This is a genomic window from Paenibacillus sinopodophylli, assembly GCF_005930355.1.
GTDB lineage: Bacteria > Bacillota > Bacilli > Paenibacillales > Paenibacillaceae > Pristimantibacillus > Pristimantibacillus sinopodophylli.
In genome coordinates this window covers 2394552-2421072 of sequence record NZ_VDBO01000001.1, presented here as the reverse complement: position 1 = coordinate 2421072, position 26521 = coordinate 2394552, and the positions used below count along the sequence as shown (strand labels likewise).

21 protein-coding genes, 4 riboswitches and 1 other annotated feature are annotated in these 26521 nt (G+C 46.2%); of the genes, 18 read left to right on the top strand and 3 right to left on the bottom strand.

The window, feature by feature from the left end:
- Positions 1–75 precede the first annotated feature (75 nt).
- Positions 76–337: a binding site (T-box leader), on the bottom strand.
- Between the two features lie 152 nt (positions 338–489).
- Entirely contained in the window at positions 490–1362 is an 873-nt protein-coding gene (locus FGT79_RS10660; RefSeq protein WP_138752631.1) for a helix-turn-helix domain-containing protein, read from the bottom strand.
- A 108-nt stretch (positions 1363–1470) separates the two neighbouring features.
- On the opposite strand from FGT79_RS10660, the gene FGT79_RS10655 reads away from it, so the two are divergent.
- The 13 genes from FGT79_RS10655 (at position 1471) to FGT79_RS10595 (ending at position 19314) form a co-directional block, all read left to right on the top strand.
- Entirely contained in the window at positions 1471–3471 is a 2001-nt protein-coding gene (locus tag FGT79_RS10655) for a glycoside hydrolase family 127 protein (protein ID WP_342778471.1), read from the top strand.
- Between the two features lie 312 nt (positions 3472–3783).
- Positions 3784–5364 carry a response regulator transcription factor gene (locus tag FGT79_RS10650; protein WP_138752630.1) on the top strand — a complete coding sequence of 527 codons (1581 nt, stop codon included), beginning with the start codon at positions 3784–3786 and terminating at the stop codon, positions 5362–5364.
- Between the two features lie 47 nt (positions 5365–5411).
- Positions 5412–7184, top strand: a complete 1773-nt coding sequence (locus FGT79_RS10645) for a cache domain-containing sensor histidine kinase (protein ID WP_138752629.1) — start codon at positions 5412–5414, stop codon at positions 7182–7184.
- Positions 7185–7364: 180 nt separating this feature from the next.
- The gene (locus FGT79_RS10640) at positions 7365–9029 is read left to right on the top strand and encodes a type 2 periplasmic-binding domain-containing protein (protein WP_246096357.1); all 1665 of its coding nucleotides are present in this window, start codon (positions 7365–7367) and stop codon (positions 9027–9029) included.
- 129 nt (positions 9030–9158) lie between these two features.
- Positions 9159–10097, top strand: coding sequence for an ABC transporter permease (locus FGT79_RS10635; protein ID WP_425465013.1), 939 nt, complete (start codon positions 9159–9161; stop codon positions 10095–10097).
- A gap of 8 nt (positions 10098–10105) precedes the next feature.
- Complete coding sequence (locus tag FGT79_RS10630) at positions 10106–11050, top strand: carbohydrate ABC transporter permease (protein WP_138752626.1); 945 nt, start codon at positions 10106–10108, stop codon at positions 11048–11050.
- 19 nt (positions 11051–11069) lie between these two features.
- Positions 11070–12089 carry an endo-1,4-beta-xylanase gene (locus tag FGT79_RS10625; RefSeq protein ID WP_138752625.1) on the top strand — a complete coding sequence of 340 codons (1020 nt, stop codon included), beginning with the start codon at positions 11070–11072 and terminating at the stop codon, positions 12087–12089.
- A 213-nt stretch (positions 12090–12302) separates the two neighbouring features.
- Entirely contained in the window at positions 12303–12566 is a 264-nt protein-coding gene (locus FGT79_RS10620; RefSeq protein WP_342778470.1) for a SixA phosphatase family protein, read from the top strand.
- Between the two features lie 312 nt (positions 12567–12878).
- Positions 12879–13709: a 5-dehydro-4-deoxy-D-glucuronate isomerase gene (gene kduI / locus FGT79_RS10615; protein WP_138752624.1), complete on the top strand. Its 831-nt coding sequence runs from the start codon at positions 12879–12881 to the stop codon at positions 13707–13709.
- Between the two features lie 25 nt (positions 13710–13734).
- On the top strand, positions 13735–14529 hold the full coding sequence (locus tag FGT79_RS10610; protein WP_138752623.1) for a DeoR/GlpR family DNA-binding transcription regulator: 795 nt from the start codon (positions 13735–13737) through the stop codon (positions 14527–14529).
- 4 nt (positions 14530–14533) lie between these two features.
- Entirely contained in the window at positions 14534–15289 is a 756-nt protein-coding gene (gene kduD / locus FGT79_RS10605) for a 2-dehydro-3-deoxy-D-gluconate 5-dehydrogenase KduD (RefSeq protein WP_138752622.1), read from the top strand.
- A gap of 455 nt (positions 15290–15744) precedes the next feature.
- A riboswitch (cyclic di-GMP riboswitch) is annotated at positions 15745–15830 on the top strand.
- 90 nt (positions 15831–15920) lie between these two features.
- Entirely contained in the window at positions 15921–17603 is a 1683-nt protein-coding gene (locus FGT79_RS10600; RefSeq protein ID WP_425464996.1) for a pyridoxal phosphate-dependent decarboxylase family protein, read from the top strand.
- Positions 17584–19314 carry a methyl-accepting chemotaxis protein gene (locus FGT79_RS10595; protein ID WP_138752620.1) on the top strand — a complete coding sequence of 577 codons (1731 nt, stop codon included), beginning with the start codon at positions 17584–17586 and terminating at the stop codon, positions 19312–19314. Before FGT79_RS10600 ends, FGT79_RS10595 begins: the two co-directional genes overlap by 20 nt.
- A 105-nt stretch (positions 19315–19419) precedes the next feature.
- Here FGT79_RS10595 and FGT79_RS10590 read toward each other — a convergent pair whose 3' ends face one another.
- Together FGT79_RS10590 and FGT79_RS10585 are read right to left on the bottom strand one after the other, a co-directional pair.
- Positions 19420–19845, bottom strand: coding sequence for a hypothetical protein (locus FGT79_RS10590; RefSeq protein WP_138752619.1), 426 nt, complete (start codon positions 19843–19845; stop codon positions 19420–19422).
- Positions 19846–19850: 5 nt separating this feature from the next.
- Positions 19851–20011, bottom strand: a riboswitch (cyclic di-AMP (ydaO/yuaA leader).
- Between the two features lie 46 nt (positions 20012–20057).
- Positions 20058–20483 (bottom strand): hypothetical protein, encoded by a 426-nt coding sequence (locus FGT79_RS10585; protein ID WP_138752618.1) that lies wholly within the window; start codon positions 20481–20483, stop codon positions 20058–20060.
- A 437-nt stretch (positions 20484–20920) separates the two neighbouring features.
- A riboswitch (cyclic di-AMP (ydaO/yuaA leader) is annotated at positions 20921–21120 on the top strand.
- A gap of 24 nt (positions 21121–21144) precedes the next feature.
- Positions 21145–21310, top strand: a riboswitch (cyclic di-AMP (ydaO/yuaA leader).
- Positions 21311–21527: 217 nt separating this feature from the next.
- On the opposite strand from FGT79_RS10585, the gene FGT79_RS10580 reads away from it, so the two are divergent.
- The 5 genes from FGT79_RS10580 to kdpC all read left to right on the top strand — a co-directional run bounded on the left by FGT79_RS10580 (position 21528) and on the right by kdpC (position 26521).
- Positions 21528–21926: a hypothetical protein gene (locus tag FGT79_RS10580; RefSeq protein WP_138752617.1), complete on the top strand. Its 399-nt coding sequence runs from the start codon at positions 21528–21530 to the stop codon at positions 21924–21926.
- A 123-nt stretch (positions 21927–22049) separates the two neighbouring features.
- Positions 22050–22127 carry a K(+)-transporting ATPase subunit F gene (gene kdpF / locus FGT79_RS32550; protein ID WP_138753038.1) on the top strand — a complete coding sequence of 26 codons (78 nt, stop codon included), beginning with the start codon at positions 22050–22052 and terminating at the stop codon, positions 22125–22127.
- 19 nt (positions 22128–22146) lie between these two features.
- A complete protein-coding gene (kdpA, locus tag FGT79_RS10570) occupies positions 22147–23826 on the top strand; it encodes a potassium-transporting ATPase subunit KdpA (protein WP_138752616.1) in 1680 nt (559 codons plus the stop codon).
- Positions 23827–23844: 18 nt separating this feature from the next.
- Entirely contained in the window at positions 23845–25878 is a 2034-nt protein-coding gene (gene kdpB, locus FGT79_RS10565) for a potassium-transporting ATPase subunit KdpB (RefSeq protein ID WP_138753037.1), read from the top strand.
- Positions 25879–25909: 31 nt separating this feature from the next.
- Entirely contained in the window at positions 25910–26521 is a 612-nt protein-coding gene (gene kdpC / locus FGT79_RS10560) for a potassium-transporting ATPase subunit KdpC (protein ID WP_138752615.1), read from the top strand.

Here is a 26521-nt window from a genome sequence, read left to right as displayed (position 1 = left end):
TGTACCCGATGTTGAATGTTATCCGCTATTAGTGTGCGCAAAGAAAAAAATCCCACCCCCAAGACTCTATTCAGTCTCAGGGACGAGATTTGTATACTCGCGGTACCACCCTAGATTCGCAAATAGGTCGCCCTATTGGCCTCTTCAAGTACGACATTGCAAGGGCAATGCTTATACTTTAGCTCTGTAACAGGAGCTCCTGGCTCACCATCCCCCATATCGGGTTCCGATGCGCTGCTCAGAGTCTTTTTTCAATAAGGAATCCTTGCTCCTTCTCAGCTAACGGAGCTCTCTGTGGAAGTATTCATTTATCTACTCGTCTCTTCATCGCATTTGAATGTTGCGATTATATTATCAGATAACGGGTTTAAGGTAAACATTATTTTTGAAAAAGTTGCTGGGCATAATTGAAATTGTTGTAATCACGCCACATTTGACTGCTGCCGTACCTTATTTCCACGGAATGTTACTGGTTACGAATGGTGGAGCTTAGCTGGTATATTGTTTGCGAAATTTGGTTGGCGGTATACCGATTTGGCGCGTGAAGCAGCTTGAGAAGTAGGGGACATTCTCAAAGCCTACATAAACAGCAATTTCAGCAATAGGCCATTCGGTCTTCAAGAGCAGCAGCTTGGCTTGTTCCAAGCGGTATTTGTTCAAGTAGTCGATTGGCGTCATGCCGTATACCTGCTTCATACAGCGAGTAATGTAGTTGTAATGGAAGTTCAGTGCATGGGACATCGTTTTGCTCGTTATTTCTGTGCGGTAGTTATTTTTGATATAGGCCTCTGTTGTCTCAGCAAGCGTAACGGACGGGCTCGTATAGCTTTCATTCTGGCGCAAATCCATCATTCGCAGCAGCTCTTCGAAAGTTTGCTGCTGCGTCCAGAATGCGCGTGATTGCCGCTCTTCACCTGCTTTGTTCAGCGCTCGCATGATTTGGTAGGCTTGCTCGGGATAGGGGATCGTCCAAGCCTTCTGAAGGTGAAGCGAGTATGGCGAGGTTAGAAATCGGCTGTAATGCTTGTCGGAGCTAATTCTGGCACGGTCAAGCTCTGCCTGCTGCCATTCGCCGACTGGCAGAAAGTGAACCCAATAGAATACCGTGCGCTCCTCGGCAGGCTTAACGGAATAATGATGAACATTCGGAAGCAGCAATAGGCTTTGGCCAGCTGATAATGCCCATTGACGCTCCTCCTCGCCGATGAACAGCGTACCGCTCTCGACGATAATTAAATCGAATAGGCCGAGCTGCTTGCGATTGGGATGCTGGTCGCCGCGTTGATACACCGTTACGCCGCTCTCGAGGTAGTAAGGAAGTGGGGGTGCTGCGAAATAGATATGATCAGCTGATTCGACCATTCGAAGTGAGCCTCCTTGTTGTGTGATATTTTATAAGAAATAGGTTATTTGTGTTTGTAGTTTTGTTCTATTGTAACGCATAAAATAGAAATCAGCAGTATGAAATACATGAAGTACGGGAGAGGTGCGATACCGATGGGACAAGCCATTAGCAAAAAGTATACAAAGCCAGTTTCACTGAAGCAGGTTCAAATTACTGATCAATTCTGGAATTATTATATTGACTTGGTTAGAGATGTTGTCGTTCCTTATCAATGGGATGCTATAAACGACCGAATAGAAGGAGCGGAACGAAGCGGGGCGGTAAGCAATTTTAAAATTGCAGCTGGTTTGGAAAAAGGAGACTTCTACGGCTACGTGTTCCAAGACACCGACGTTGCCAAGTGGCTCGAGGCGGTTGCTTATTTACTTGTAACGAAGCGGGATGAGGCGCTCGAGCAGGTCGCAGATGAAATGATTGCGATTATCGGCAAAGCTCAGGAGCCAAGTGGATACTTGAATACCTACTTTACAATTAAAGAGCCTGGAAAGAAATGGACGAATCTGACCGAATGTCATGAGCTTTATTCGGCAGGCCATATGATTGAAGCAGGCGTTGCCTATTACAAAGCAACAGGGAAGCGGAATCTGCTCGATATCGTATGCCGCATTGCTGATGACATTGCTGTCGTGTTCGGCGACGGTCCAGAGCAAATTGCCGGCTATGACGGTCATCAAGAAATTGAGCTGGCGCTCGTGAAGCTATACGAAACGACCGGCAACCGCAAGTATTTGGATATCAGCAGATACTTCATTGATAAACGCGGGCAACAGCCGAACTTCCTCGAGGCAGAGGCTGACGCACGCGGCAGAACGACGCATTGGAGCAACAACATCATTGATATTGAACCGGAATATTACCAAGCTCATGTTCCCGTACGCGAGCAGCAGGCCGCAGTCGGCCATGCTGTGCGAGTGGTGTATATGCTGGCAGGTATGGCAGATGTAGCTAGGGAAACGGGCGACGAATCGTTAATCGAGGCCTGCCGCAGACTGTGGGACAATATTGCTTCCAAGCAAATGTATATTACTGGTGGTATTGGTTCGATGGCAAATGGCGAGGCGTTCTCGTTTGATTATGATCTGCCTAACGATACCGTATATTCGGAAACCTGCGCTTCGATCGGACTTATTTTCTTTGCTCATAGAATGCTGCAGCTGGAGCCGGACAGCCGTTACGCTGACGTAATGGAACGGGCTTTGTACAATACTGTTCTTGCAGGCATGTCACGCGATGGCAGACATTTCTTCTACGTGAACCCGCTTGAGGTGACCCCTGATGTGTGCGATGGCAGAAACAAAAACTACAACCATGTGAAGCCTGTTCGCCAAGAATGGTTTGGCTGCGCGTGCTGTCCTCCGAACATTGCCCGTTTGCTCGCATCATTGGGTGAATATGTATATTCGACAAGTGGGGATACGATATACGCCCATCTCTATATCGGAGGAGAGGCGGAGCTTTCCTTGAACGGGACGAAGATCAAGCTTGAGCAGCATTCGACGCTTCCTTGGGAGGGTGCTGCGCGGTTCGAGTTAACGCTGGAGCAGCCGGCAGCCTTTGCTTTGGCGCTGCGTATTCCGGACTGGGCTTCGCAAGCATCCGTTCTTATTAACGGTGAGGTTTATTCGTTTGCAGACACGATTGTTAATGGCTATGCACGAATCGATCGTGTATGGACATCTGGTGACTTGGTTGAGCTTGTGCTCGAAATGCCGATCTTGCGAGTGAGAAGCCATCCTCTCGTCAAGCAGAATGCAGGCAAGGTAGCCTTGCAGCGAGGGCCTCTTGTCTATTGCGTAGAGGAGGCCGATAACGGAGCAGAGCTGCAGCAGCTGCTGCTGCCGCAGGATGCGGAGCTCCAAGCTTCATTCGAGCATAATCTAATCGGCGGCATTCAAGTGATCAAAGCCGAAGGCTTAAAGCTCAGCTTTGAGCAATGGGGCAATCAGTTGTATCGCACAAATGCGGAAGCAGGTTTGGAGTCTGCAAGCCTCTCCTTTATTCCTTATTACGCATGGGCTAATCGTGGAAAAGGCGAGATGGCTGTGTGGGTGAAAGAACGCATTTAATAAAAATTGATTGCTAGTGATTGGTTATACAGCTCTAAAAAGGTGATTGATTCCGGCGTTTAGCCGGGATTGGTCGCCTTTTCTTGTATTCGGAGGGGTAACTTATAGCGTTTACATGCTCAAATCTATATATTTTTTAGGGTTGACACTATAGTTTTTACATTGTGCTTCTTAATAGAAGGAACTTAAGATATAGAAATGAATGATTGGAATATCGAGTAAATGAATGAATATTCAGGATATAATAAATGGATTAAAGCCATTTGTTCGTCTTGATGGCTAACTATCAGGAGATCAAGGAGGAAGGAGAGCATGCATATGTATCGAGCTGTTCTGGTTGATGATGAGTCCTTTACCCGCAAAGGACTGATGAAGCTGATCGATTGGGAGGCCTGTGGTTTTCAAGTTGCAGGGGAGGCAGATAATGGCGAGGATGCGTTCGAGCTGATCAAGCGAGAGCAGCCAGACCTGGTCATCACGGATATTCGAATGCCAGTCATTGACGGATTAGAGCTGATAAAGCTTATCTCATTAGAAAATATGATCCAACCTTCCTTCATTATTATTAGCGGCTATAATGATTTCAAATATGCGCAGCAAGCGATGCGTTACGGGGTACATGATTTCGTAGTCAAGCCGATTGACGAAATCGAATTCACAGCCATCTTGCAATCCTTGAACAATAAACTGAAGCATGAGAGAGAGGAGCAGCTGGAAAAAGAAAGGCTGCGTGGAGTCGAGCTCATCAAATCGCTCATTCTCGGAGAAGCGGCCGATGTGGTCATTGCAGAGTGGGAGGTTCGTTTGCAGATCAGCAAGGGGGACGATGTAGCCTATGTGTTCGCGGAGCTGAATGATACTCATAGCTGGCAGCAAAGCGGCAACGCGACGTCCAATACCCGTTTCAAGGAAAAGTTGGAGGCAGAGCTTATAAGGATAACCGCTGCGGAGCAGCCAATCTGTATGCATGAGCACCGCAACCGAATCGGTATGCTGGTGCCGAGTGAGCTGCTGAAGCCTTTCCAGGGCGAGCTCGAGCATTTCTTAGTGAAACTGAGAGACGCACTAGATGTACATTTCGGTAGAGGCGTATTCTTGTATGCCGGAACGCGCGTTTCCAGGCTGTCCGATATTCGAGAGTCCTATAAGGCAGCCAAGGAAGCGCTGTTGTATAAATATATTCATGAGGATAAGAGAATCGTTGTTTATGATCAAATACGACTCGAACCGCTGCATTATATTAGCTTCGAGCCCGCTTTGTTCCACGAATTTATGGAACAATTCGAGGAGCTCAAGCTGGATTCTGTTCATACAAAGGTGGAGCATTGGTTCCGCGACTTTCGCGATAAGCGCTATGCGCCGGAGGCGATTAAGATGAACCTCCAGCAATGTGTGATGGGCATTCTGAAGACGATTCGAAGCATGGAAGGTGAGGAACTCACCTTGTCCACGCTGCAGCCGCTTCTGAATTGGCATGACAACAATCTATCTCTCGGTGAGCTCCATCGGTTGTTTACCGCATTCATTGAGGAGAGCCAGAATTACGTTGCCGAGCTGCGGAAGGAACAACAGAAGGGCGGCATTAACAAAATTAAAAGCTATATCGAGCTCCATTTCTCGCACAATATTAGCCTCAAGAGCATCGCCGCAATTTTTTATATAAATCCGGTTTATTTGGGACAGTTATTCAAAAAAACGTATGGTGTTTATTTTAATGAATTTCTGCTTCAATTGCGGGTTAGCGAGGCTAAGAAGCTGCTGCGGCAATCATCCACGATACGGATCTATGAGATTGCGGAAAAGGTAGGTTTCAGTAATGCTGATTATTTTGTAACGCAATTCGAGAAGCTTGAGCATATGACGCCAACGGAATACCGCAATCAGCTCAAATAAGATTGAAAGCGCTTTAAACGATTGTTTACAAAAAGGGGAGTATTCGCATGAAGCTGCAACTTAGCCTCAATCATATTCGACTGCCTAACAAGATGCTGATCCTTTATGTTTTTTCTGTATTTTTGCCTATCGTGCTAACAAATGTGATTTTTTACAATGTGACGACAAATAATGTGAAAAACCAACGGATGAAAGATATCTCGCTGGCTGTTGATCAAATCAACAATGAGTTTCGCTCGGAGGTTGAGGATGCGGTGACCATATCATCCGTATTTTATACCGACTACAATCTGAACGAAATTTTGGAGACAGATTATAAGGACCCTGCGGCTTACGTTGAGGCTTATGACTCCTATTTCCGGAGAATATTAAACAGCTATACCCCCGTGTACACCTCGATTCAAAACATCAAAATATTTGTTGAAAACCCAACGATGCTGCATTCAGGCGGAATTGGTTTTCTGTCGAATGAAATGAAACAGACGGATTGGTACAAGCTGCTGCATGAGAAAAAAGATTCTTATCCTATTTTTATACGTACGCAGCAAGAGGATTTGTACTTGAGAAATGATGGCAGCAACGCACGTGATACATTCAGTATCATTCGAGAAATGAATTATTTCGAATCCAAAAATAATTGGGAAAAATATTTGAAAATTGATTTGAAGACGAGCACGATTGAGCAGATTTTTCAAAATCAGAACCTGCAAGGCCAAATTTATCTCGTGAATGACCAAGGACTCATTCAATATACGACAGATCCCTCTGTCGATTGGCGAAGAGAATCGGTAGCTTATGATGCATTGGAGTCACGAGCAGATACGCTTGCATTCCAAGCTAACTACTCTTATGTAAGCTATTTAGAGAACTGGCGAATTATTGGTACGATTTCGGAGGAAGAGGTACTAAGGAGCGTTAGGCAATCCAGAGAATTCGTTATCGTTCTGGCGTTCTTGAACATGTTCATCCCGACGGCCATTATTCTATGGATTACACGTTCATTGAATAAGCGCTTGGTTCAAATTCTGAGGCATATGAAAAGGGTGAAAAACCAGCAGTTCGATACGATTAAAGAAGAGGAGTACCGTGATGAGATTGGTCAATTAACAGGTGAGTTCAATCGGATGACAATTCAGGTGAAAAGCTTGATTGATGATGTTTATATCGCGGACATTCAGACTAAATCATTGGAGCTTGAGCGAAGAAAAGCCCAATTAAATGCGCTGCAGAGTCAGATCAATCCGCATTTCCTCTTTAATGCACTAGAAACGATACGCATGCGGAGTCTCATCAAGGAAGAGCTCGAGACAGCTAAGATCATTCATAATATGGCGAAAATATTTCGAACCTCGCTTACTTGGGGGAAGGATCGCGTGATGGTTAGCGAGGAAGTTGCATTCATATCTTGTTTTCTGGAAATTCAAAAATATCGGTTCGAGGATCGCATGGAATATGAAATCGATATTGCTCCTTCTGCAAAAGATTGTATGGTGCCTAAGATGATGTTTCTTCCGTTCGTAGAAAACGCCAGTATTCACGGCATTGAGCCGCTGAAGAATGGTGGTTTGATTGTCGTCAAGGCGATGCGCGATGGGGACGATCTCCTATTTTCGATACAGGATAATGGCATCGGCATGGATCAGGATAAAGTTAGAACCTTTTATGGATACCTCGACAGTGAAGAGGAGCTGGGCGAGAGAATCGGTGTCCAGAACGTCATTTATCGACTGAAGCTAATTTATGGCGACCGCTTCCAGCTTCTCATTCAGAGCAAGCCGGGTGAAGGCACGTTTATACAAGTCAAGGTTCCGATCGAATAAGCTGGCTGAAGCTACAGACGGCGAAAGGATATATGCTTTTGAAAGTATGAACTATAGTTTGGCGGGTAAACAGAGGGCTATTATTTTTTTATAATGAGAGGGCTTACAAAAAAGAAAAGATGGGAAAGGGGCTAGAAAAAAGTGACAAAGAAATTATTATTTGTTTGTTTGGCTGCCTTCATGATCTTTACTGTAGCTTGCTCGAATAACGGAAATGGCGGAGAGGAAAAACCGTCAAACAGCACGAACAGTCCGAATACCAATACGAATGAAGAGACAGACAAGCCGCTGGAGAAGGTTACGTTTACTTACTTCAATGGCGTAGCAGCGGCGAAGGATAAGAACACGAATGAGACGACAATCGGCAAGATGCTGGAGGATCAGACTGGTGTGAATTTCAAGATCGAGCACTTGGTAGGGGATTTGAACACGAAGATCGGAACGATGATTGCATCGAATGCCTACCCTGACGTGATGATTCCAGATGCGGCGATCGACAAGATTCTAGATGCAGGAGCTTTCATTGCGCTGGAAGAGCTAATTGAGAAATACGGCCCGAACATCAAACGCGTGTACGGTCCTTATTTCAATCAGATGAAGGCAGAAGACGGACATATCTATTTCCTGCCATTCTCTAATACGGTAGGCGAATATATTCCGGACCCGAATATTAATCAGGGCGCGTTCTGGGTACAGCGCCGCGTATTGAAAGAAGCGGGCTATCCAAAGATTAATACACTCGACGCTTATATCGAATTAATCGAAAATTTTGTTGCAAAGCATAAGGACGAAGATTTAACTGGTATGGTTTCTTTGACGCATGACTGGCGGTTCTTCGCAACCTCTAACCCGCCGAACCATCTTGCTGGCTATCCGAACGACGGCAATGTCATCGTAGATATGACAACATTTGATGCCAAAACCTACGCAGCAGATGACAATACGAAGCGCTGGCTGTCTAAGCTAAACGAGCTTAATGCGAAAGGACTGTTCGATAAAGCATCCTTCGTGGACAATTACGATCAATATTTGGCGAAGCTAACCTCTCATAAGGTAGTAGGCTTCTTCGATTACGGCTGGCAATTCGCCAACGCGCAAAATGCGCTTAAGGATGCTGCCAAAGCAGATCCAACGCAGGATGATTTCGTCTATTTCCCGCTGCCTGTCACATTCGATGGGCAAAAGGATCAATATTTGGACCCTCCGGGCTTCGTGAAAAACCGCGGTATGGGTATTACCGTTAGTGCGAAGGATCCAATTCGCATCATTCAGTATCTAGACAATCTGCTTACGGATGAGAATCAAGTTCTTCAAAAGTGGGGCATTAAGGATGAAACTTATGAAGTAGACGATAAAGGCCGGATGTTCCGCACCGAGGAACAAATCGCGAAAATTGATGAAGCATTCAATGAATCGTACGGCTTCAAATATTATTCATGGAACTGGCCGCTATATGGAGGCGGATCATCGCTGCCTGACGGCAACTCCGCTGCACCGGGCCTGCAGCCAGAAGTATTCCAGATGAGCCTTACAGATGAGGACAAATTAATATTGGACAAATATGGCGTGAAAACTTATGCCGAGATGTTCGCAGCGCCGGATGCTCGGCCTTGGTATCCGTCTTGGGGCATTCCGAAGGAGCAAGGCTCCTCGCAGCAAATATGGGAAACGAAAAAGGATGAGATTACGAAGAAGTACTTCCCTAAGCTAGTACTGGCGAAACAGGCCGATTTCGAAAAGGTATGGAGCGAGTATTTGGAAGCGTTCGGCAAGCTAGACACGGCAGCATATGAGAAGTGGACAACTGAAGAGGTGAAAAAGCTGATCGAAGCCGCAAAGCAGTAGCAAGCAAGAGGTGAGCGAGAGGCCGGGTTGCAAGGTGAGGAAGCCCGGCCTTTCTGCATCACCAGTTTCATTCAGTCCGGAAGGAGAGAGAAGATGGAACATAAACCGACAATGTCAACGTCTATCCTGATGTTGCCTAAGAAGCCGTCAGGACTGAAGCGTTTTACGATCAAGCTGCTTGAACAGCGCGTGCTAGTGCTTATGTCCGTACCGTTTTTGGTATGGTTGTTTATATTCAAATACATGCCTCTGTGGGGGTGGACCATTGCCTTCCAAGACTACAAGCCGGCTAGAAGCTTCAGCCAGCAGAAGTGGGCGGGATTCGAGCACTTCCAGTTTCTATTTCAAGATGAGCGATTCATTCGCGTTCTACGCAATACGCTCGCGATGAGCAGCATTAATCTGGTACTTGGCTTCGTAACGGCAATAACGCTTGCGCTGCTGCTTAATGAGGTACGCAAGGTTGCTTTCAAACGCATCGTACAAACGGTCAGCTATTTGCCGCATTTCATATCGTGGGTCGTTGCAGCGAGCATTATCCAAACCACGTTGTCCCCTGACGGCATTATTAATCAAATGCTGCTGTGGGCAGGTTTTGTAGAGAAGGGCGAGGAAATTTTGTTCCTTGGCATACCGGAGCAATTCTGGACGATATTCGGTGCAAGCACGGTGTGGAAGGATGTAGGCTGGAATACGATCGTTTATTTGGCTGCCATGACGATGATCGACCCCGCCCAGTATGAAGCGGCAGAGATGGACGGGGCAGGCCGAATTAAGCGGATGTGGTACGTGACGCTGCCAGGCATTAAGCCGGTGATTATCGTATTGTTAATTATGAATATTGGGTATTTGCTGGAGTCGGGCTTCGAGCCGCAATACTTGTTAGGAAACGGCATGAATGTCGACTTTTCCGAAAATCTTGACATATTTGTTCTAAAATACGGAATTGCACAAGGCAATTACTCGCTGTCGATCGCAGCAGGCATGTTCAAGACGATTATCAGCTTCATTTTATTGTTCGCAGCGAACAACCTTGCGAAGAGAATGGGCGAGTCCAGATTATTCTAAGGGGAGGGATGCAGGATGAACCAATTCGCAACAGCGTCAAAAAACCAAGCCGTATCCGCTCGTCGCGCGGTGATCTTATATTCGATATATGCAATTATGCATTTCTTTTGCTATTGATGCTTGTAACCTTATACCCATTCTTGAACACAGCTGCTGTATCGCTGAATAACGCGACTGATTCAATTAAAGGCGGCATCTATTTGCTTCCCCGTATGTGGACGTTGGACAATTACGCTTACGTAATGAAGGAGTCGACGATCTTCGATGCGACGCTCATCTCTATTCTGCGCACGGTAATCGGAACGGTTGCGACCGTATTTTGCTCAGCGATGGTCGCCTATACGATTACGAGGCAAGAGTACGTACTTAGGAAGTTCGTCACGATTGCGTTTATATTGACGATGTATTTCAATGGTGGTCTTATTCCGAATTTTCTTCTCATCCGGGATCTCGGTTTGCTTGATAATTTCTGGGTATATATCTTTCCAGGCTTGATCGGTGTCTTCAACTTGATTATTATTCGTTCCTTCATAGAAGGCTTGCCGGAGAGCATTCTTGAATCAGCACGAATTGACGGAGCAGGCGATTTCAAAATGTTTTATAGTATTGTACTGCCGCTATGCGTACCTGTCCTTGCAACCGTTGCCCTGTTCTCGGCCGTGTATCAATGGAACCAGTGGTTTGACGTATTTCTATACAATTCTTCGAATATTGATCTGAGCACACTGCAGTACGAGCTGCAGAAGATTCTTCAGAATTCGAATGCCTCTCTGACGACGAAGACGGCTGGCGATGCCTTCGCCAATGCCGGAAACACGGGAGCGAATACGGTGACACCATTTGCTATTCGGGCAACGATGACGATCGTAGCTTCTCTTCCAATCATAATGGTCTACCCGTTCTTGCAGAAGTATTTCGTGAAAGGCATGACGGTCGGCGGTGTCAAGGGGTAATCGATAAGGAGGAATTGCGATGGGAAACGATGGAACAAACGCAACTCCGAGGCTGTACGAAGCTCTCGGTTCATCATTCGATATAGGGGCTGCAGTCAGTCCTCGGACGCTCTTGCAGTCGGGGGAGTTCATTGCTAGGCATTATAACAGCTTAACTGCCGAGAACGAGATGAAATTTGTGAATTTGCAGCCGGTTGAGGATCATTACACGTTCGAGGATGCGGACCGAATCGTAGCTTTTGCAAAAACGCATGGGAAAAAGCTGAGAGGGCATACACTAGTGTGGCATAATCAGACTTCGGATTGGCTATTCAAGGAGTCGGATGGCCGTCCAGTTTGTAGGGAAAAGCTGCTTGATCGTTTGCAATCACATATTAAAACGGTAGTAGGTCGGTACAAGGATGCTATTTATGCTTGGGATGTTGTGAATGAAGTCATTGCAGATGAAGGTCCAGAGCTGCTGCGCCCTTCGAAGTGGCTGGATATTGCCGGACCTGATTTTATTGCGAAGGCATTCGAATTCGCGCATGCAGCCGACCCAGCTGCGCAGCTTTTCTATAACGATTACAACGAGTCTAATCCGCATAAACGCGATAAAATATATCGTTTGGTCAAGTCGCTGCTTGAGCAGGGTGCCCCCGTGCATGGTGTCGGACTTCAGGCGCATTGGAATGTGTACAGTCCCAGCTTGGACGAAATTCGGGAAGCAATCGAGAAATATGCAATGCTTGGACTCAGGCTGCAACTGACAGAGCTTGATGTTTCGTTGTTCCGACATGAGGATGAACGGACGGATTTAACGAGTCCGCCGGAAGAGCTGCTCGAGCTGCAAGCGAAGCGATATGAAGCTATATTCCTATTACTTAAGGAATACCAAGTGCATATCGATGCGGTAACCTTCTGGGGAGCGGATGATAATTATACGTGGCTCAGCAACTTCCCGGTTCGGGGCCGCAAAAACTGGCCGCTGCTCTTTGATGAACAGCACCAGCCAAAGGAAGCATTCTGGCGGGTGATCGGCAAACCGACGCAGTTGTAAGCTTACTCATTCTGCTGCAAACAGACATTCTTCTAAAGAATCGGTTACGCTGTATATAGCAGCGTAGCGGTTTTTTTGCCTATATGCACATAGACAGGATATGTATTTCACTAGTATTTGTAAATCCGATTACATTAATCAGCTTTCTATGTTGCAACCTTTGCAAATTTGTAAGCGTTTGTATTTAGGAGAGATTTCATGAAGTAATAATACGTGATATTAGCGGAAGGGAAGCCTGAAAAAACTTTGACTAATCTTTATTTTGTAAGGCATGCTCACTCGGTTTATACGCCGGATGAATTAAAGAGGCCTTTGTCGGAGCAAGGTGTGAAAGATGCAAAAAAGGTTACTGAATTATTAATGGATTTTCCTATCGACTATGTTATATCCAGTCCCTATAAATGGGCAGTTCAGACCGTCGAAGGTATTGCTGCATATATAGGCGGACAGGTTGAAATAGTGGAGGATTCAATATGAAATACATATAGAAGTGATGTCTATGTTCGATACTAAGGTCTTCTTCTATTAGTTGTACTGGTATAATGTCTGCATGCATATAAGCATACAGGAGGCTGGATTACTTGGTAAACGGCGTTGTATAGCAGACAGTAGAAGGGGGAGAATAAGGTCTCCTCCTTTTTCTATGTGTAGAAAAGGAACAAATTCTTTTTAAAGATGCTACTGTTTATGTTCGTAAATGTGTGATATCATAAAAACGAACATTAGCAAACCTTAGTGCAAGCCTGCTGAAGGCGGCTGCACAATAAAACTTTAGGAGGCTTTTATCCAATGGAAGTACGCCACACCACAAACCCTACCGATGTGAAGCAATATGATACGGAACGTCTACGCAGTGAGTTTTTGATTGAGAGCCTGTTTGTTCAGGATCAAATCAAAATGACATATACACATTATGACCGCATGATCGTTGGCGGAGCAGTACCTGTGAACGAAACGCTGGAGCTTGAAGATGCAGCAACGCTGAAAACGGAATATTTCTTGGAGCGCCGCGAAGTTGGATTTCTAAACATTGGCGGTCCAGCTTCGATATCAGTTGACGGCGAGGTTTACGAGCTTAGCAGGCTGGAGGTGCTTTACGTTGGGAAAGGCAAACGCCAAGTTCTCCTGTCAAGCGTAGACAAATCGAACCCTGCTAAGCTGTACTTCTGTTCCGCACTTGCACATGCTGAGATTGCAACACGCAAAATGACAGTGGAGGAAGCGAATCCGACTCATCTTGGATCACAAGAAACGTCCAACGAACGTGTCCTCTACAAATATATTCACGCAGACGGCATTCAAAGCTGCCAGTTGATGCTGGGCGTAACGAGCCTCAAAACGGGAAGCGTATGGAACACAATGCCTTCTCATGTACATGATCGCCGTATGGAGGCTTACCTATACTTTGATTTGAACGACGATGCACGCGTATTCCATATGATGGGCGAGCCATCGCAGACAAGACACTTGGTCGTAGCGAACGAGCAGGCTATTATTTCACCGCCTTGGTCCATTCACTCTGGCGTTGGTACGAGCAATTACACGTTCTGCTGGTCGATGGCTGGTGAGAATTATACCTTTACAGACATGGACGCAGTACCTGCAAGCGAGCTAAAATAGAAGCATTCGCTACAGGAGGTGCACCATGCTTGCTGCTGAACGGCATCGGAAAATTATTGAGAAATTAGAGCAGCTTGGAGCAGTTAAAGTATCTGAGCTCAGCGAGCAATTTGGCGTGACGGAGAAAACAGTTCGAGAAGATCTGGAGAAGCTGGAGGAGAAGGGGCTGCTCAAGCGTATGCATGGCGGAGCTGTTGTGGAGCAGGAGGGCGAGGATAGCCTTTACCCGCTGCAATTTCCTAACAGCAAGCATCAGCAGGCGAAGTCTGCCATTGCAGCGCTTGCGCTTACATGTATTGAAGAGAATGATATTATTGCTCTTGATGCAGGCAGCACAACGCTTGAAATGGCCAAGAAGCTCCCGAATATGCCTGTTACCGTGCTTACGAATGACCTGCTTATTATCCGCGAGCTTACCTTGAAGGATCAGGTTAGACTGGTCATACCAGGTGGTTACCGTCACAACAATCTGCTCATAGGAGCAGAGTCTCAGGAATGGATTAAGCGGCTCAATGTTCATAAACTCTTTCTATCGACAACAGGCATTCATCTGGAATATGGATTGACGATATTTACAGAGGAATTGTCCAAGCTCAAGAAGCTGTACATGGATAATGCAAAGATTGTATACTGCCTGGCTGATCATAGCAAATTCGACAAAGGCGCCTTAATTACGTTTGCAGGTTTAGACGAGATTGACTGCATCATTACGGATGAGGGCATATCGCCTGAAATTGCAGTCAAATATGAGGGGCTTCAGATACAAATGATGAAGGCGCAGCTTGCAGAAAGCGGAAAGCGTGCCAAAGGGAGGACTTAAACCGATGGGTTTGTTTGATTTGACTGGAAAAACTGCTATCGTTACAGGAGCAGGGCGCGGCCTTGGCGCAGCAGTCGCACTTGGTTTGGCCGAGGCGGGTGCTGACGTAGCGCTTGTTACGAACAGCACACCTGCTGACAAAGCAGCGGATGCGATTAGAGCTTTGGGACGGAAAGCGATTACGATTCAAGCCGATATTTCTGACCGCACGAAGCTTGCTGGCATCGTGGAGCGCACGGTGGAAGAGCTGGGCAGAATTGATATTTTGGTCAACAACGCCGGTATTATCCGCCGTACGCCTGCTGCGGAGCATAGCTATGAGGACTGGGAGGCTGTACTCGACGTCAATTTGAATTCAGTATTTGTTCTCTCTCAGCTCGCTGCAAAGCATATGATTGAGCAGGGCTCAGGCAAAATTATTAATATCGCTTCGATGCTATCCTTTCAAGGCGGCATTAACGTTCCCGGCTATACGTCAAGCAAGCACGCTGTTGCGGGGCTGACTAAGGCGCTAGCAAGCGAATGGGCGAGCAAGGGTTTGCAAGTAAATGCAATTGCTCCAGGCTATATGAGTACCGACAATACCGAAGCGCTTCGCGAGGATCCAATCCGCAGTGCTCAAATTTTGCAGCGCATTCCAGCAGGTCGCTGGGGTTCGTCAGAGGATTTAATCGGACCTTCCGTATTCCTTGCGTCTGCGGCTTCCGACTACATGAACGGACACATCCTAGCAGTCGATGGCGGCTGGTTGGTCAGATAAACGTTAAATAAAAAACAGCTCTTCCTACACAGCAACTTGCTGTAAGAGGAAGAGCTGTTTTTATATATGGATGCTTATGCGCAAAGTCGGACACTGAAAGTACAGCATTTCGAAATGGACAGCTTCAACATTCGCTCGCATAAATCGACATCCATAATTCAACGAAATCAGTCTTTTGAACTAAAAAGGGGAGAGTGAATCACTCTTCTTCGTTTTTTCGATTTAAATGTATATACATATGTTTTTTTTGAAAATAAATAGATAGATCCGACTAATTCTACATCAAAAAGCCGTATATTATCCGCTCAATTGTGACAAAAAGATAAATTTTTATCGAAAATGTTATTACTTCAGACTTATAAGTATAAAAACATATTGATCTTGAAAATGTGAGGTAGTAGAATGTTCCTAGTGCCTGTAAATGTTTTCTAATTATCGGACAAATTTATCCATAACTGCATATGAGGCAAACCCATTGAAAAATGGCGGCGCAAAGCTACAGGGACTACTTCTTAAAAAGAAATGTCAGCCAGTTGCGAGTTACAAGCAAAGGTATACCTATGGCTATTTACAGGTATACCTTTTTCTTTGTTTTAGAGAAAAATATATGGTGGAGAGAGGTCGTCATTTAATGAACAATATATCGGATATTCGTCTTTTGTTTCCTAGCGATGATGGCAACCTTACTCAACAAAATCATATGATGGATTTAATCGGACAGATTGTCAGCGGAGTAGACGAGCTAAAGGATCCTGAGTCAGCCTTTCTGAAGGGTGATAAAGAGAGAGGTCCACTTTTCTACAAGGAGCTAGCGGAAACAAGTAGAATTCCAGCGAGCGGAAGCCCAATGGAAGATGTGAATAAAGAGCTGTTAGGGCTGCTCCATGCCCATCCTTATCATACCAAATACTTCCTGACTAATATTCTTCCTATGGCAAGCATCCCAGGTGTGCTTGGCATGATTGCTGCCTTTATGGTGAATGGCAACAACTTATGGGATGTTTATGGGCCGGCAGGCGCAGAAGCTGAAGTGAAAGTCGTTGCCATGATGTCAGATCTGATTGGCTACGACACCGCACTAAGCGGCGGCTATACCACTTGGGGAGGCCAAGGGGCTATATTCACAGGCCTCAGATTGGCTATTAATAAAGCGAGTGCAACTGCAGGCAAGAGCGGTGTTCCACAAAACTTGTATGCTTTCTGCTCAGAAGCTGCCCATTACAGCCTTTACAAATCGATGGAGGCAACAGGGCTCGGAAGCAATCATTTGATCAAAATCCGTACGAATGAAGACAGTTCGATGGATGTCCTTGATTTGAAAGAGAAAATGGAGCAGGTCATTGCAAATGGCGGCATCCCGATCTATGTCGTTGCGACGACTGGCACGACGGATGCGATGGGTATTGACCCACTGGATGAAGTGTTTAACATGACAGAGCGCCTTGCACAGGAGCATGGCATAAAACGGCCTCATATTCATGCGGATTCAGCATTGGGCGGTTTTTTCGCTTTTTTCAACAACTATGACTTTTCAGGCAATCCCCTTAACATTCAATACGAGGCCCTTACAGCTCTCAAAGCTATTCAGGGCAAAATGAAACATCTGAACAAAGCGGATTCTCTCTGCTTCGACTTTCAGAAGCTGGGTCAGACGCCTTATTCCACTAGCTTGTTTTTAGTGAAAAACGGTTCGGATTTGAAGCTTCTGGACTTGGACCCAGACGAGACACCTTATGTGGGCCATCGCGGATACGGGCAGTATCATACAAGCTACACCTTGGAATGCTCCAGAATGGGAAGCTCCATTAGCATTTATAGTGCTTTGCTCGCGTTTGGCATCGAGGGCTATCAGAGGCTGCTCGCTCAGTTTGTGGAAGTGAATGTGGCCTTCCGTGAAGCCTTGCAGCGAGAAGTGCCGGAAGCTGTCATCGTGAACCATCTTAATCCTGGTATTATCACGCTGTTCCGTCTGTATCCGGAGGGGAAAAACGGTTATGCAGAAGAATATGCCGGCACAAGAAGCTATGAAGAAATCGAGAGCGATAATCGATTGAATGAAGTTTTATTTGAGATTCTTGGTAGAGACCGGAAAGAGATGTTCTTCGGTGATACGAAGAAGCATTTATATGTTCCGACAAGGGATCACAAGCGAATTGCGCTGTATGCGAGCAAGCTATTCGTCATTTCGCCGCATACACAAGTATCGGATGTTGGCCAAATCGTGCAATATTTGAAGAGCAAGATTGAAGAAACCTATGCAGAATATAATCGAATGACTAAAAGGGAGCACAAACATGAGGAAATCTATACTTAGTTTTAATTGGTATAAAGAACATCTAGCTGTAAAAATTGCACTCAGCATTCTTCTCTTGCAAGTGATTACCTGTGTAGCCTTTGCTGTGTCCAGTTACATGTCGCAGCAGAATCTATCAGAGAAATTGCTGGAGCAATTCGATAAGCGCCTTACTACCGATATTCAAATTGCAAGCAGTACGTTATCCGCAATTCCGGGTTCAGGAAAGCAGCTAGCAGGCGCGGATGACCCGAATTACGAATTGATCAAATCAGAGCTAGAGAAACTGCAAGAAGTGCACAGCCTTGAGAATATCTACATTTTATCTAATACCGAGAATAACGAAAGAATTATTATTTTATCCGGTGTACCGGATGATTTCGGAACTCCTTATCCGTTCACAGATGAAATGCGAGAAGCGATTTCGAGTAAAAAATCAGTTGTAAGCCCTATTTATGAAGATGAGTATGGTACTCATAAATCGATATTCGTTCCGCTCTCTGACGAGTCAGGTACCGCTTATGGGATTTTGGGTATTGATTTGGATGCGTCCGTTGTGCCGCAAACATCATCTAGTTCCAACCTCACTATGATTATTATTTCGGTGATTGTGCTGGTTGTCGGTAGTGTCATTGCAGCGATCATCGGCAAAGTCATTACAAATCCGCTTAGGAAATTGATGCTGGCAGCAGATAAGATTGCAGCCGGAGATATGAAAGCAGCTATTGCGATCAATAGCAATGACGAAATTGGGAAACTATCTGTATCGTTCGGACTAATGATCGCGAGCCTCAAAGCTCTTATTCAACAAGTCATTGCTTCTTCGAATTTGATTTCGGAAACAAGTAAGCATTTGAAACAATCAGTGAGTGAATCAACGAATAGTGCACAGCAGGTTGCAGACTCAACAAACCGAATGACAGAGGGCATTAATGAGATTGTTCAAAGCGTTTCGAGCAGCCACACCAGTATCAATCACATCGATGCTGAAATCAAAGATGTATCAAACGGGATGAAGGATATCCAGCATATTGCATCCGAGGTACATACTCAATCTGAGCAGGGTCAGGACTTGGTAGAGAGAACCCTTCAGCAGATGACGGTTATCAAGCAAGCAATGCAGCAATCTCAAGAAGCAGCAACAACACTTGGACAACGGTCAAATGAAATAAGCGAGATTATCAATATTATTTCTGAAATATCCAATCAAACGAATCTGCTCGCTTTGAATGCTTCAATTGAAGCTGCGCGTGCAGGAGAGGTTGGCAGAGGTTTTGCTGTCGTTGCTGGAGAGGTGAAGAAATTAGCATCGCAATCTGCGCAAGCAGCACTATCAGTGACAGAGCTTGTCTCGAGTACGCAAACGAATAGTAAGTTAGTCATGAGAAGCATTGAGGAAGGCAGCAAAGCTGTTGAGCAGGGACACTCTTGGATTCAAGGTACTCATGAGAACTTCAAAGGCATATACGGCGGAGTTTCAGCGTTTACTGAGCATACGAATCATATGTCGAGCGCACTTGGCAAAGTTGACGATTCTTTTGTGAAAATAACCGATTCGATGCAGCAAATCTCCGGCATTACGCAAGAGCAGGCAGCTGGAACCGAAGAGGTAGCTGCATCAGCACAGCAGCAGAGTGCTTCCATGCAAGAAATCACTGCAGTTATTGTGCAGCTCTCGACGCTGTCCGTCGATCTTAATGAGTCGGTTAAACAATATAAGCTGGAGCAATAATGAGAGTGCCGCAAGAGACATTCGTTATTTGAATCAAATATAAACGAAAGAAAGTCCAGAACAAGCATAGCTGTTCTGGACTTTCTATTGCTTGCTGCCTCTTCATTATTCCAAAGAGATATAGGAGATAGAACGCTGACGCAAAACAGATTCTTCATGGTTGCTGACCTGCGAGGTTGATTCGGAGGAACGGGCTAGAGCATGGTTGACTGCTGTGACGAATAGGTCGAGCACGCGTCCATCATGATCTGATTTGTCATATCGATACTGGTCAAGAGGTGGAAGAGAGATGCTGCCGATAAAGCTTTGAAGCAGGTCGCTCCATCGTTCCAAGTCGATATCTACTTCGGTATCACTAGCGAATAGCTCACTCCACCCGAAGCCTTGGCTGCTCGTTAAACGAAGACAGATACGATGGCCTGCTGAATCGACGGCAAGCGCAGGAATGACAAAAATCTCGATGCGGGTAATGGATAGATGAGGAGTCTGTTTCGTAAAATGCTGTAGATGGTTTGCACAATTCGTCAACATAAATAAATCTCTCCTTTATTCGCTTACGAGGTTAGCTGTCGGATTCGGGCTGAGAGTATGCCCTACCAGGGTTACAAATCCCTGGATTCACCCCTTGCGAAACGATTGATATCGTTCGCGTTGGTTCCCCCGCTTTTTCATTCGAAAAATTCAGCATTAATGATGTACTCTTCATTATACCCCTAAATAGCAACTCTGTAAATCTTATGCAATCAGAACAAAGAGATGTAGGAGATAGCTTGATTGAAAAATGGTCCCTCCTCGACGTGATCATGATGGTCCATTTCCAAGCTTGAGGGGCACTTACTGTGCTCAGCTGCGGATAAAAACAATGCATAAATACGCTCGTCTTTGACGGTTATAGCTGGATCATATGTGAGAAAATCAGCGATCTGAAAAGGACCGATGAACCGAAGCAGTACGCTGCCCCAACTAACCCAGTCCTTTGGTTTTTCACTTTTCTTAATGAACAACTCGCCCCAGTCATGTCCTATTCCTGTAGTAAGCCGTAGGCATACACGAAAGCCGGCCTCGGGTGCAAATACGGGAAAAACAAAAAGTTCGATTCTTTTAATGGTCAGAGATACGATATGGTTTTCTTCTGCTTTCCCTAAAGGGGTTGCGGTTTGCATGGACACAATGGATCTCTCCTCATATGAAAAATTCAGCGATAGTTGTTAGCTGTGATCGGCTTGCCGTCTATACTAATCCCGAGCCCAGTGATTGTAAAATGCAAGTGGTGAAGGATAGGGCTGCCTGAAGCCGATTTTTGAGAAAAGTCATCGAAATATCAAGAAAATCAACTTGATTCGCAGAAATACTCGATTATGCTTGATCGATCTCAAGGTTAGAGAAATCTGATTATTCAGCCGGATAAATGGCATTCAAGCATCGGGAATTATTTTCAAAAATAAGAGGAAAACGTTGATTTAGTGAGATAACCAGAGTTTGTGAAGAATGTAAGCGTTGCGAACGCTTCTAGAAGTCTAATATTGACTTAATTAGCCAGCAGGTGTGCTTTACAGCTATTAGGGCGAGGAGTAAGATTCGATACAGGATTTACTAATTAGCTTTGATTGACTGATCGCTGAGTTTCCGTGAAGACGGAAAACGGGGGAACCGATGATGACGCTGTATGTTCGTCCGATGTGAGAGTCGGATGGGTGTACAGCAGGGGTGAATCTTTAACGGGTGCCATGGACACCCGTTAAGGTAGGGCGACTCTCACCGCCCGAATCCGGCAGCTAACCTCGTAAGCGTCGCTCGAGAGAGGAATGATTGAAGTCTGAAGCCATACAAGTATGAACAACGCTGAGTCCTGCGGAAGCAGGAACGGGGGAACCAACGAACGGCTTGCTTGCAAGCTTTGCCGTTCATGGGGTGAATCGCTTGATTATACAAGCGTAGGGCAACTCTCAAGGCCCGAATCCGACAGCTAACCTCGTAAGCGAACTCGAGAGAGGCAACAGAAAGCGTGCTGCCTGCAGCTTATTCAAAATATAGGAAAGTATATCATTTTTCTAACTTTCTCTATATTTCTTGGAATGAAACGCGCCGCGCCGTCAAAGGACGTCGACAGCCGTTTCACCTTGGCTGTGGGCAATTAGAAGCCGCGGGATGTGTACCTCTTATCCCAAGGCTTCTTTTTTGTTGCCTTTTTTACCAAATGGAGGATAAAGCGTGTGGAGGATAAGCGAATTATTGTGGCAGGCTTAAATGAAGCCGGTCAATCATTTATAAGAACATTGCAATTTCGCGAGCTGAAGTTCGTCGTTCTGACAAACAGCAAGCAAGAGGCAAAGCTGCTTCGCAAGCAGGGCATTATGGACGTAATACTCGTTAACTCCAATAATCGAAACAGTTGGATTCCTCCAGCTTTTCGGATTCGGGACGTATTCATTTTCGAGAGCAGTCTCGCGCTTAGCTGCCGATTCGTGCAGTGCTGCCGCAGTTGGACTTCGGAGCCTATATATGTCATTACGCAGCAATGGAATCCAAGAGCAATCTACAAGGCGCTTGGAGCAAGCCATATCGTATTCTCCCAGACGGGGGAAGTTGGCTTCTTATTAAACAATAAATAGTATAGGAGGCGTTACCATGCAGGATGTTTATATGGTTGTTACATTATTGGCGACCTTCGGCTTATTTTATGGATTTGCAACTTGGTGCGATGGGGTTACCCGGCAAGCAGGAGGCGATCGTGAATGATGATCGTGGCGGCAGTTGCTTTATTTATTTTCGTCTATTTGATTTATGCCTTATTACATCCGGAGAAGTTTTAATAGAGGGGGATTTAGTCCGATGGATATTGTTCAAATGCTCGTTGTGCTCACGGTGCTCGTGCTTCTGGTTAAGCCGCTAGGCACTTATGTCTATCATGTGTTCTCCAATGAGCAGAATCGTTTGGACAGGGTGTTCGGCGGCTCTGAGAGGTTTATTCTCAAGCTAATAGGTGTTCATAAGCGAGAGGGAATGGGCTGGAAACAATATGCGCTTAGCTTTATGGCCACGAATCTCATCTTGGTGGCATTCAGTTATGTCATTTTGAGGCTGCAAAATGCGTTGCCTTTAAATCCGAACGGCATGGGGAGCATGGAAGAGGCGCTGACGTTTAATACGGTAATCAGCTTTATTACGAATACGAATCTGCAGCATTACAGCGGAGAGAGCGCCTTATCCTACTTCTCTCAAATGGCGGTCATCATGATGATGATGTTCACGTCAGCAGCGACGGGTTTTTCGATTGCGATTGCCTTTGTACGCGGCATTACAAGCAAAGGAAAAACGCTGGGAAATTTCTTCGAAGATTTCGTCAAAGCGCATACGCGGATTTTTCTCCCATTTTCCTTTATCATTACGCTCGTTCTCGTTGCGCTTCAGGTACCGCAGACGCTTGATCCGACGCTGACGGTCAAGACGCTGGAAGGGACCATGCAGCAAATCGCGATTGGCCCCGTTGCATCGCTGGAATCGATTAAGCATCTGGGGACGAACGGCGGCGGATTTTTTGGCGTCAATTCAGCGCATCCGTTCGAGAATCCGAGCCCGCTTACGAATGTGATTCAACTATTGTCGATGTGGGCACTTCCCGCCGCATTGCCCTACACGTTTGGTCTGTTTGCCAAAAACAAAAAGCAGGGCTGGGTCGTATTCAGTGCAATGATGTGTCTGTTTCTTGTCTTCCTAAGCGTTGCTTATACGTCTGAGAAAATAGGGAATCCCGCGATGAGCGCACTTGGAATCGATGCATCGCAAGGTAGCATGGAAGGCAAGGAAGTCCGATTCGGCATTGCTCAGTCGGCACTGTTCACGACCGTTACGACCGCAGCTACGACTGGTACGGTCAACAATATGCATGACACACTGACACCGCTCGGAGGACTGGTACCGCTCGGTGAAATGATGCTGAACGTTGTATTCGGGGGTAAAGGTGTCGGATTAATCAATATGCTTATGTATGCGATTCTTGCTGTATTTATATGTGGATTGATGGTAGGGCGAACGCCGGAATTTTTGGGTCGTAAAATAGAGCCGCGAGAAATGAAACTCATCGCGGTAGCCATACTCGCGCATCCTTTCATTATATTAGTGCCAACCGCAATCTCGTTTATGACCGAGCTTGGTTATGGAGCAATAACGAATGCTGGCTTCCATGGGATTAGTCAGGTGTTGTATGAGTTTACTTCCTCCGCTGCGAACAACGGCTCGGGATTCGAAGGATTAGCTGACAATACACCTTTCTGGAATATAAGCACGGGCCTTGTGATGCTCTTTGGCCGATATATTTCGATGATTGCGATGCTGGCTGTAGCAGGCTCGCTAATGCGCAAACCGACTGTTCCGGAGACGATCGGAACATTAAGGACCGACAACAAGCTATTCGGAGCCTTGCTAATCGGAACCGTACTTTTAATAGGTGCCTTGACCTTCCTGCCGGTCATTGTGCTGGGCCCTATCGCAGAATTTCTTACACTCCGCTAACGGATGAGGTGAACGATGATGAATCGAAACAAGACGAATACCGCGTTGTCTGCCACTGCGCTTAAGCAGGCAGTCCGCGAGAGCTTTATTAAACTAAATCCAGCTGTGATGATCAAGAATCCGGTTATGTTTGTCGTTGAAGCAGGAACGGTTATCGTACTGTTAATGGTTATATTTCCTGGTTTGTTTCAATCGCAGGATACAATGGGCTTCAACATTGCCGTATTTTTAATTCTGCTGTTTACGCTTCTGTTCGCAAACTTTGCGGAAGCGATCGCGGAGGGCAGAGGTAAGGCGCAAGCAAGCTCGCTTAAAAAATCAAAGCAGGACATGAACGCGAATAAGTTGATTGGGGAGTTCATCGCGGTTGTATCATCAACAGAGCTCCGCAAAGGCGATGTTGTCATCGTATCGCAAGGCGAGATGATACCTGGCGACGGAGAGGTGATTGCCGGACTTGCATCGGTAGACGAGTCTGCTATTACCGGTGAATCAGCACCGGTCATAAAGGAGGCTGGAGGTGATTTCAGCTCGGTAACTGGAGGAACAAGGGTTGTCAGTGATCAAATCAAGGTGCGTATGACTAGCGAGCCGGGTCAATCCTTTATTGACCGCATGATCGCATTGGTTGAAGGCGCTAAACGCCAGAAAACGCCAAACGAAATCGCACTGAACACATTATTAATCAGCTTGACGATCATCTTCCTGATTGTTGTTGTCACGCTTGCGCCAATCGCTGGGTACCTTGGCATCGAGCTGGAAGTTCCGATTCTAATTGCACTGCTCGTTTGTTTGATACCGACGACGATCGGCGGTTTATTGTCTGCTATTGGCATCGCGGGCATGGATAGAGTAACGCAGTTCAATGTACTTGCGATGTCAGGCAAGGCAGTTGAAGCCGCTGGTGACATCAATACGATGATTCTTGATAAAACAGGAACGATTACCTTCGGAAATCGGATGGCAAGCGAGCTTGTGCCAGTGATAGGCAGCAGCATCGAAGCATTCTCGGAATGGGCAGCCATCAGCTCGCTGATGGACGAAACGCCTGAAGGCCGCTCTGTGCTGGAGTGGATGAAGAAGCAAGGAATGAGCTACGATGCAGGGCTTGCTGCGGGCGGAGCGCTCGTTGCGTTCAAGGCAGAGACGCGTATGAGCGGAATGGATCTGGCGGATGGCAGGCGCGTTCGCAAAGGTGCCGTAGACGCGGTTAGGAAATGGGTTGTCGCACAGGGCGGAACCATCCCTCCCGACTTGGAGCAAATCTCCAATACGATTGCAACCTTAGGCGGTACACCGCTTGCCGTAGCTGTCGATAATCGGCTGTTCGGCGTCATCTACTTGAAGGATACAGTAAAGCCAGGTATGAAGGAGCGTTTCGATCAGCTACGCGAGATGGGGATTAAAACGATAATGTGTACCGGGGATAACCCGCTGACGGCAGCTACGATCGCACGAGAGGCCGGAGTCGACGATTTCATCGCGGAGGCTAAGCCTGAGGATAAGATTGCGGTTATTAGGCGCGAGCAGGCTGAAGGGAAAATGGTCGCTATGACGGGGGATGGCACGAACGATGCGCCTGCACTTGCCCAAGCTGATGTTGGCCTTGCGATGAACAGCGGGACGATCGCTGCCAAGGAAGCAGCCAACATGGTTGATCTCGATTCGGATCCTTCCAAAATTATCGAAGTGGTTGCCATCGGCAAGCAGCTGCTTATGACAAGAGGGGCACTAACTACGTTCAGCATCGCCAACGACATCGCCAAATATTTTGCCATTATTCCAGCTATGTTCATGCTTGCCATTCCTGAGATGGGCGCGCTCAATATGATGAAGCTTGGATCGCCGCTCTCTGCCATATTGTCTGCGCTTATATTCAATGCGATAATCATTCCTCTTCTGATACCGCTGGCTATTAGAGGAGTAGCCTACAAACCGATGAGTGCCTCTAAGCTGCTGAGCAGGAATGTATTCATTTATGGCCTTGGCGGGGTTATCGCTCCGTTCGTCGGCATTAAACTCATTGATTTTGCGGTCCATTTGTGGATTTAATCCTATTAATTAAGAGAGAAGGCATGATGATATGTTCGATAATAGAAATAAACGTTCCCGTTCCTACCGGCTGTCGGCAATTACGATCCCATTGCGCATCAGCGTATTGTTTATGGTTATATGCGGCATTATTTATCCGCTTGCAAGCACGGGAGCAGCACAGCTGCTCTTTCCGAGGCAAGCGGACGGCAGCTTAATGAAAGACTCGACGGGCCAGATCGTTGGTTCAGAGCTGATCGGACAAAGCTTCAACAATCCGCAATGGTTTCAAGGCCGCGTGTCGAGCATTGATTACAATGCTGCTGGCTCAGGCTCGAACAACTTTGGTCCTTCTAATCCCGCTTTGACCCTGCGTACAGCTGCATCCATTGAAGCCTGGAAGCTGGACAATCCGGATATTTCAGTATCGGAGCTCCCCATTGCACTCATTACGAATTCGGGATCAGGGCTTGATCCACATATTACGCCGCAGTCGGCCATGGTGCAAATTCCTAGAATTAGCAAGCTGACAGGGGAACCTGCCGATGTACTGCAACAGCTTGTCGATAAGCATACGGAGGGCCGAGATTTAGGTGTGTTCGGTGATGAGCGGGTCAATGTACTGAAGTTGAATCTTGCATTGTCTGCCATGCTAGGAGAATAG

Coding starts and splice junctions, on each gene's coding strand:
- FGT79_RS10660 (WP_138752631.1), bottom strand. CDS start 1,362: ATGGTCGAATCAGCTGATCATATCTATTTCGCAGCACCCCCACTTCCT.
- FGT79_RS10655 (WP_342778471.1), top strand. CDS start 1,471: ATGAAGTACGGGAGAGGTGCGATACCGATGGGACAAGCCATTAGCAAA.
- FGT79_RS10650 (WP_138752630.1), top strand. CDS start 3,784: ATGCATATGTATCGAGCTGTTCTGGTTGATGATGAGTCCTTTACCCGC.
- FGT79_RS10645 (WP_138752629.1), top strand. CDS start 5,412: ATGAAGCTGCAACTTAGCCTCAATCATATTCGACTGCCTAACAAGATG.
- FGT79_RS10640 (WP_246096357.1), top strand. CDS start 7,365: ATGATCTTTACTGTAGCTTGCTCGAATAACGGAAATGGCGGAGAGGAA.
- FGT79_RS10635 (WP_425465013.1), top strand. CDS start 9,159: ATGTTGCCTAAGAAGCCGTCAGGACTGAAGCGTTTTACGATCAAGCTG.
- FGT79_RS10630 (WP_138752626.1), top strand. CDS start 10,106: ATGCAGGATGAACCAATTCGCAACAGCGTCAAAAAACCAAGCCGTATC.
- FGT79_RS10625 (WP_138752625.1), top strand. CDS start 11,070: ATGGGAAACGATGGAACAAACGCAACTCCGAGGCTGTACGAAGCTCTC.
- kduI (WP_138752624.1), top strand. CDS start 12,879: ATGGAAGTACGCCACACCACAAACCCTACCGATGTGAAGCAATATGAT.
- FGT79_RS10610 (WP_138752623.1), top strand. CDS start 13,735: ATGCTTGCTGCTGAACGGCATCGGAAAATTATTGAGAAATTAGAGCAG.
- kduD (WP_138752622.1), top strand. CDS start 14,534: ATGGGTTTGTTTGATTTGACTGGAAAAACTGCTATCGTTACAGGAGCA.
- FGT79_RS10600 (WP_425464996.1), top strand. CDS start 15,921: ATGAACAATATATCGGATATTCGTCTTTTGTTTCCTAGCGATGATGGC.
- FGT79_RS10595 (WP_138752620.1), top strand. CDS start 17,584: ATGAGGAAATCTATACTTAGTTTTAATTGGTATAAAGAACATCTAGCT.
- FGT79_RS10590 (WP_138752619.1), bottom strand. CDS start 19,845: ATGTTGACGAATTGTGCAAACCATCTACAGCATTTTACGAAACAGACT.
- kdpF (WP_138753038.1), top strand. CDS start 22,050: ATGATGATCGTGGCGGCAGTTGCTTTATTTATTTTCGTCTATTTGATT.
- kdpA (WP_138752616.1), top strand. CDS start 22,147: ATGGATATTGTTCAAATGCTCGTTGTGCTCACGGTGCTCGTGCTTCTG.
- kdpB (WP_138753037.1), top strand. CDS start 23,845: ATGAATCGAAACAAGACGAATACCGCGTTGTCTGCCACTGCGCTTAAG.
- kdpC (WP_138752615.1), top strand. CDS start 25,910: ATGTTCGATAATAGAAATAAACGTTCCCGTTCCTACCGGCTGTCGGCA.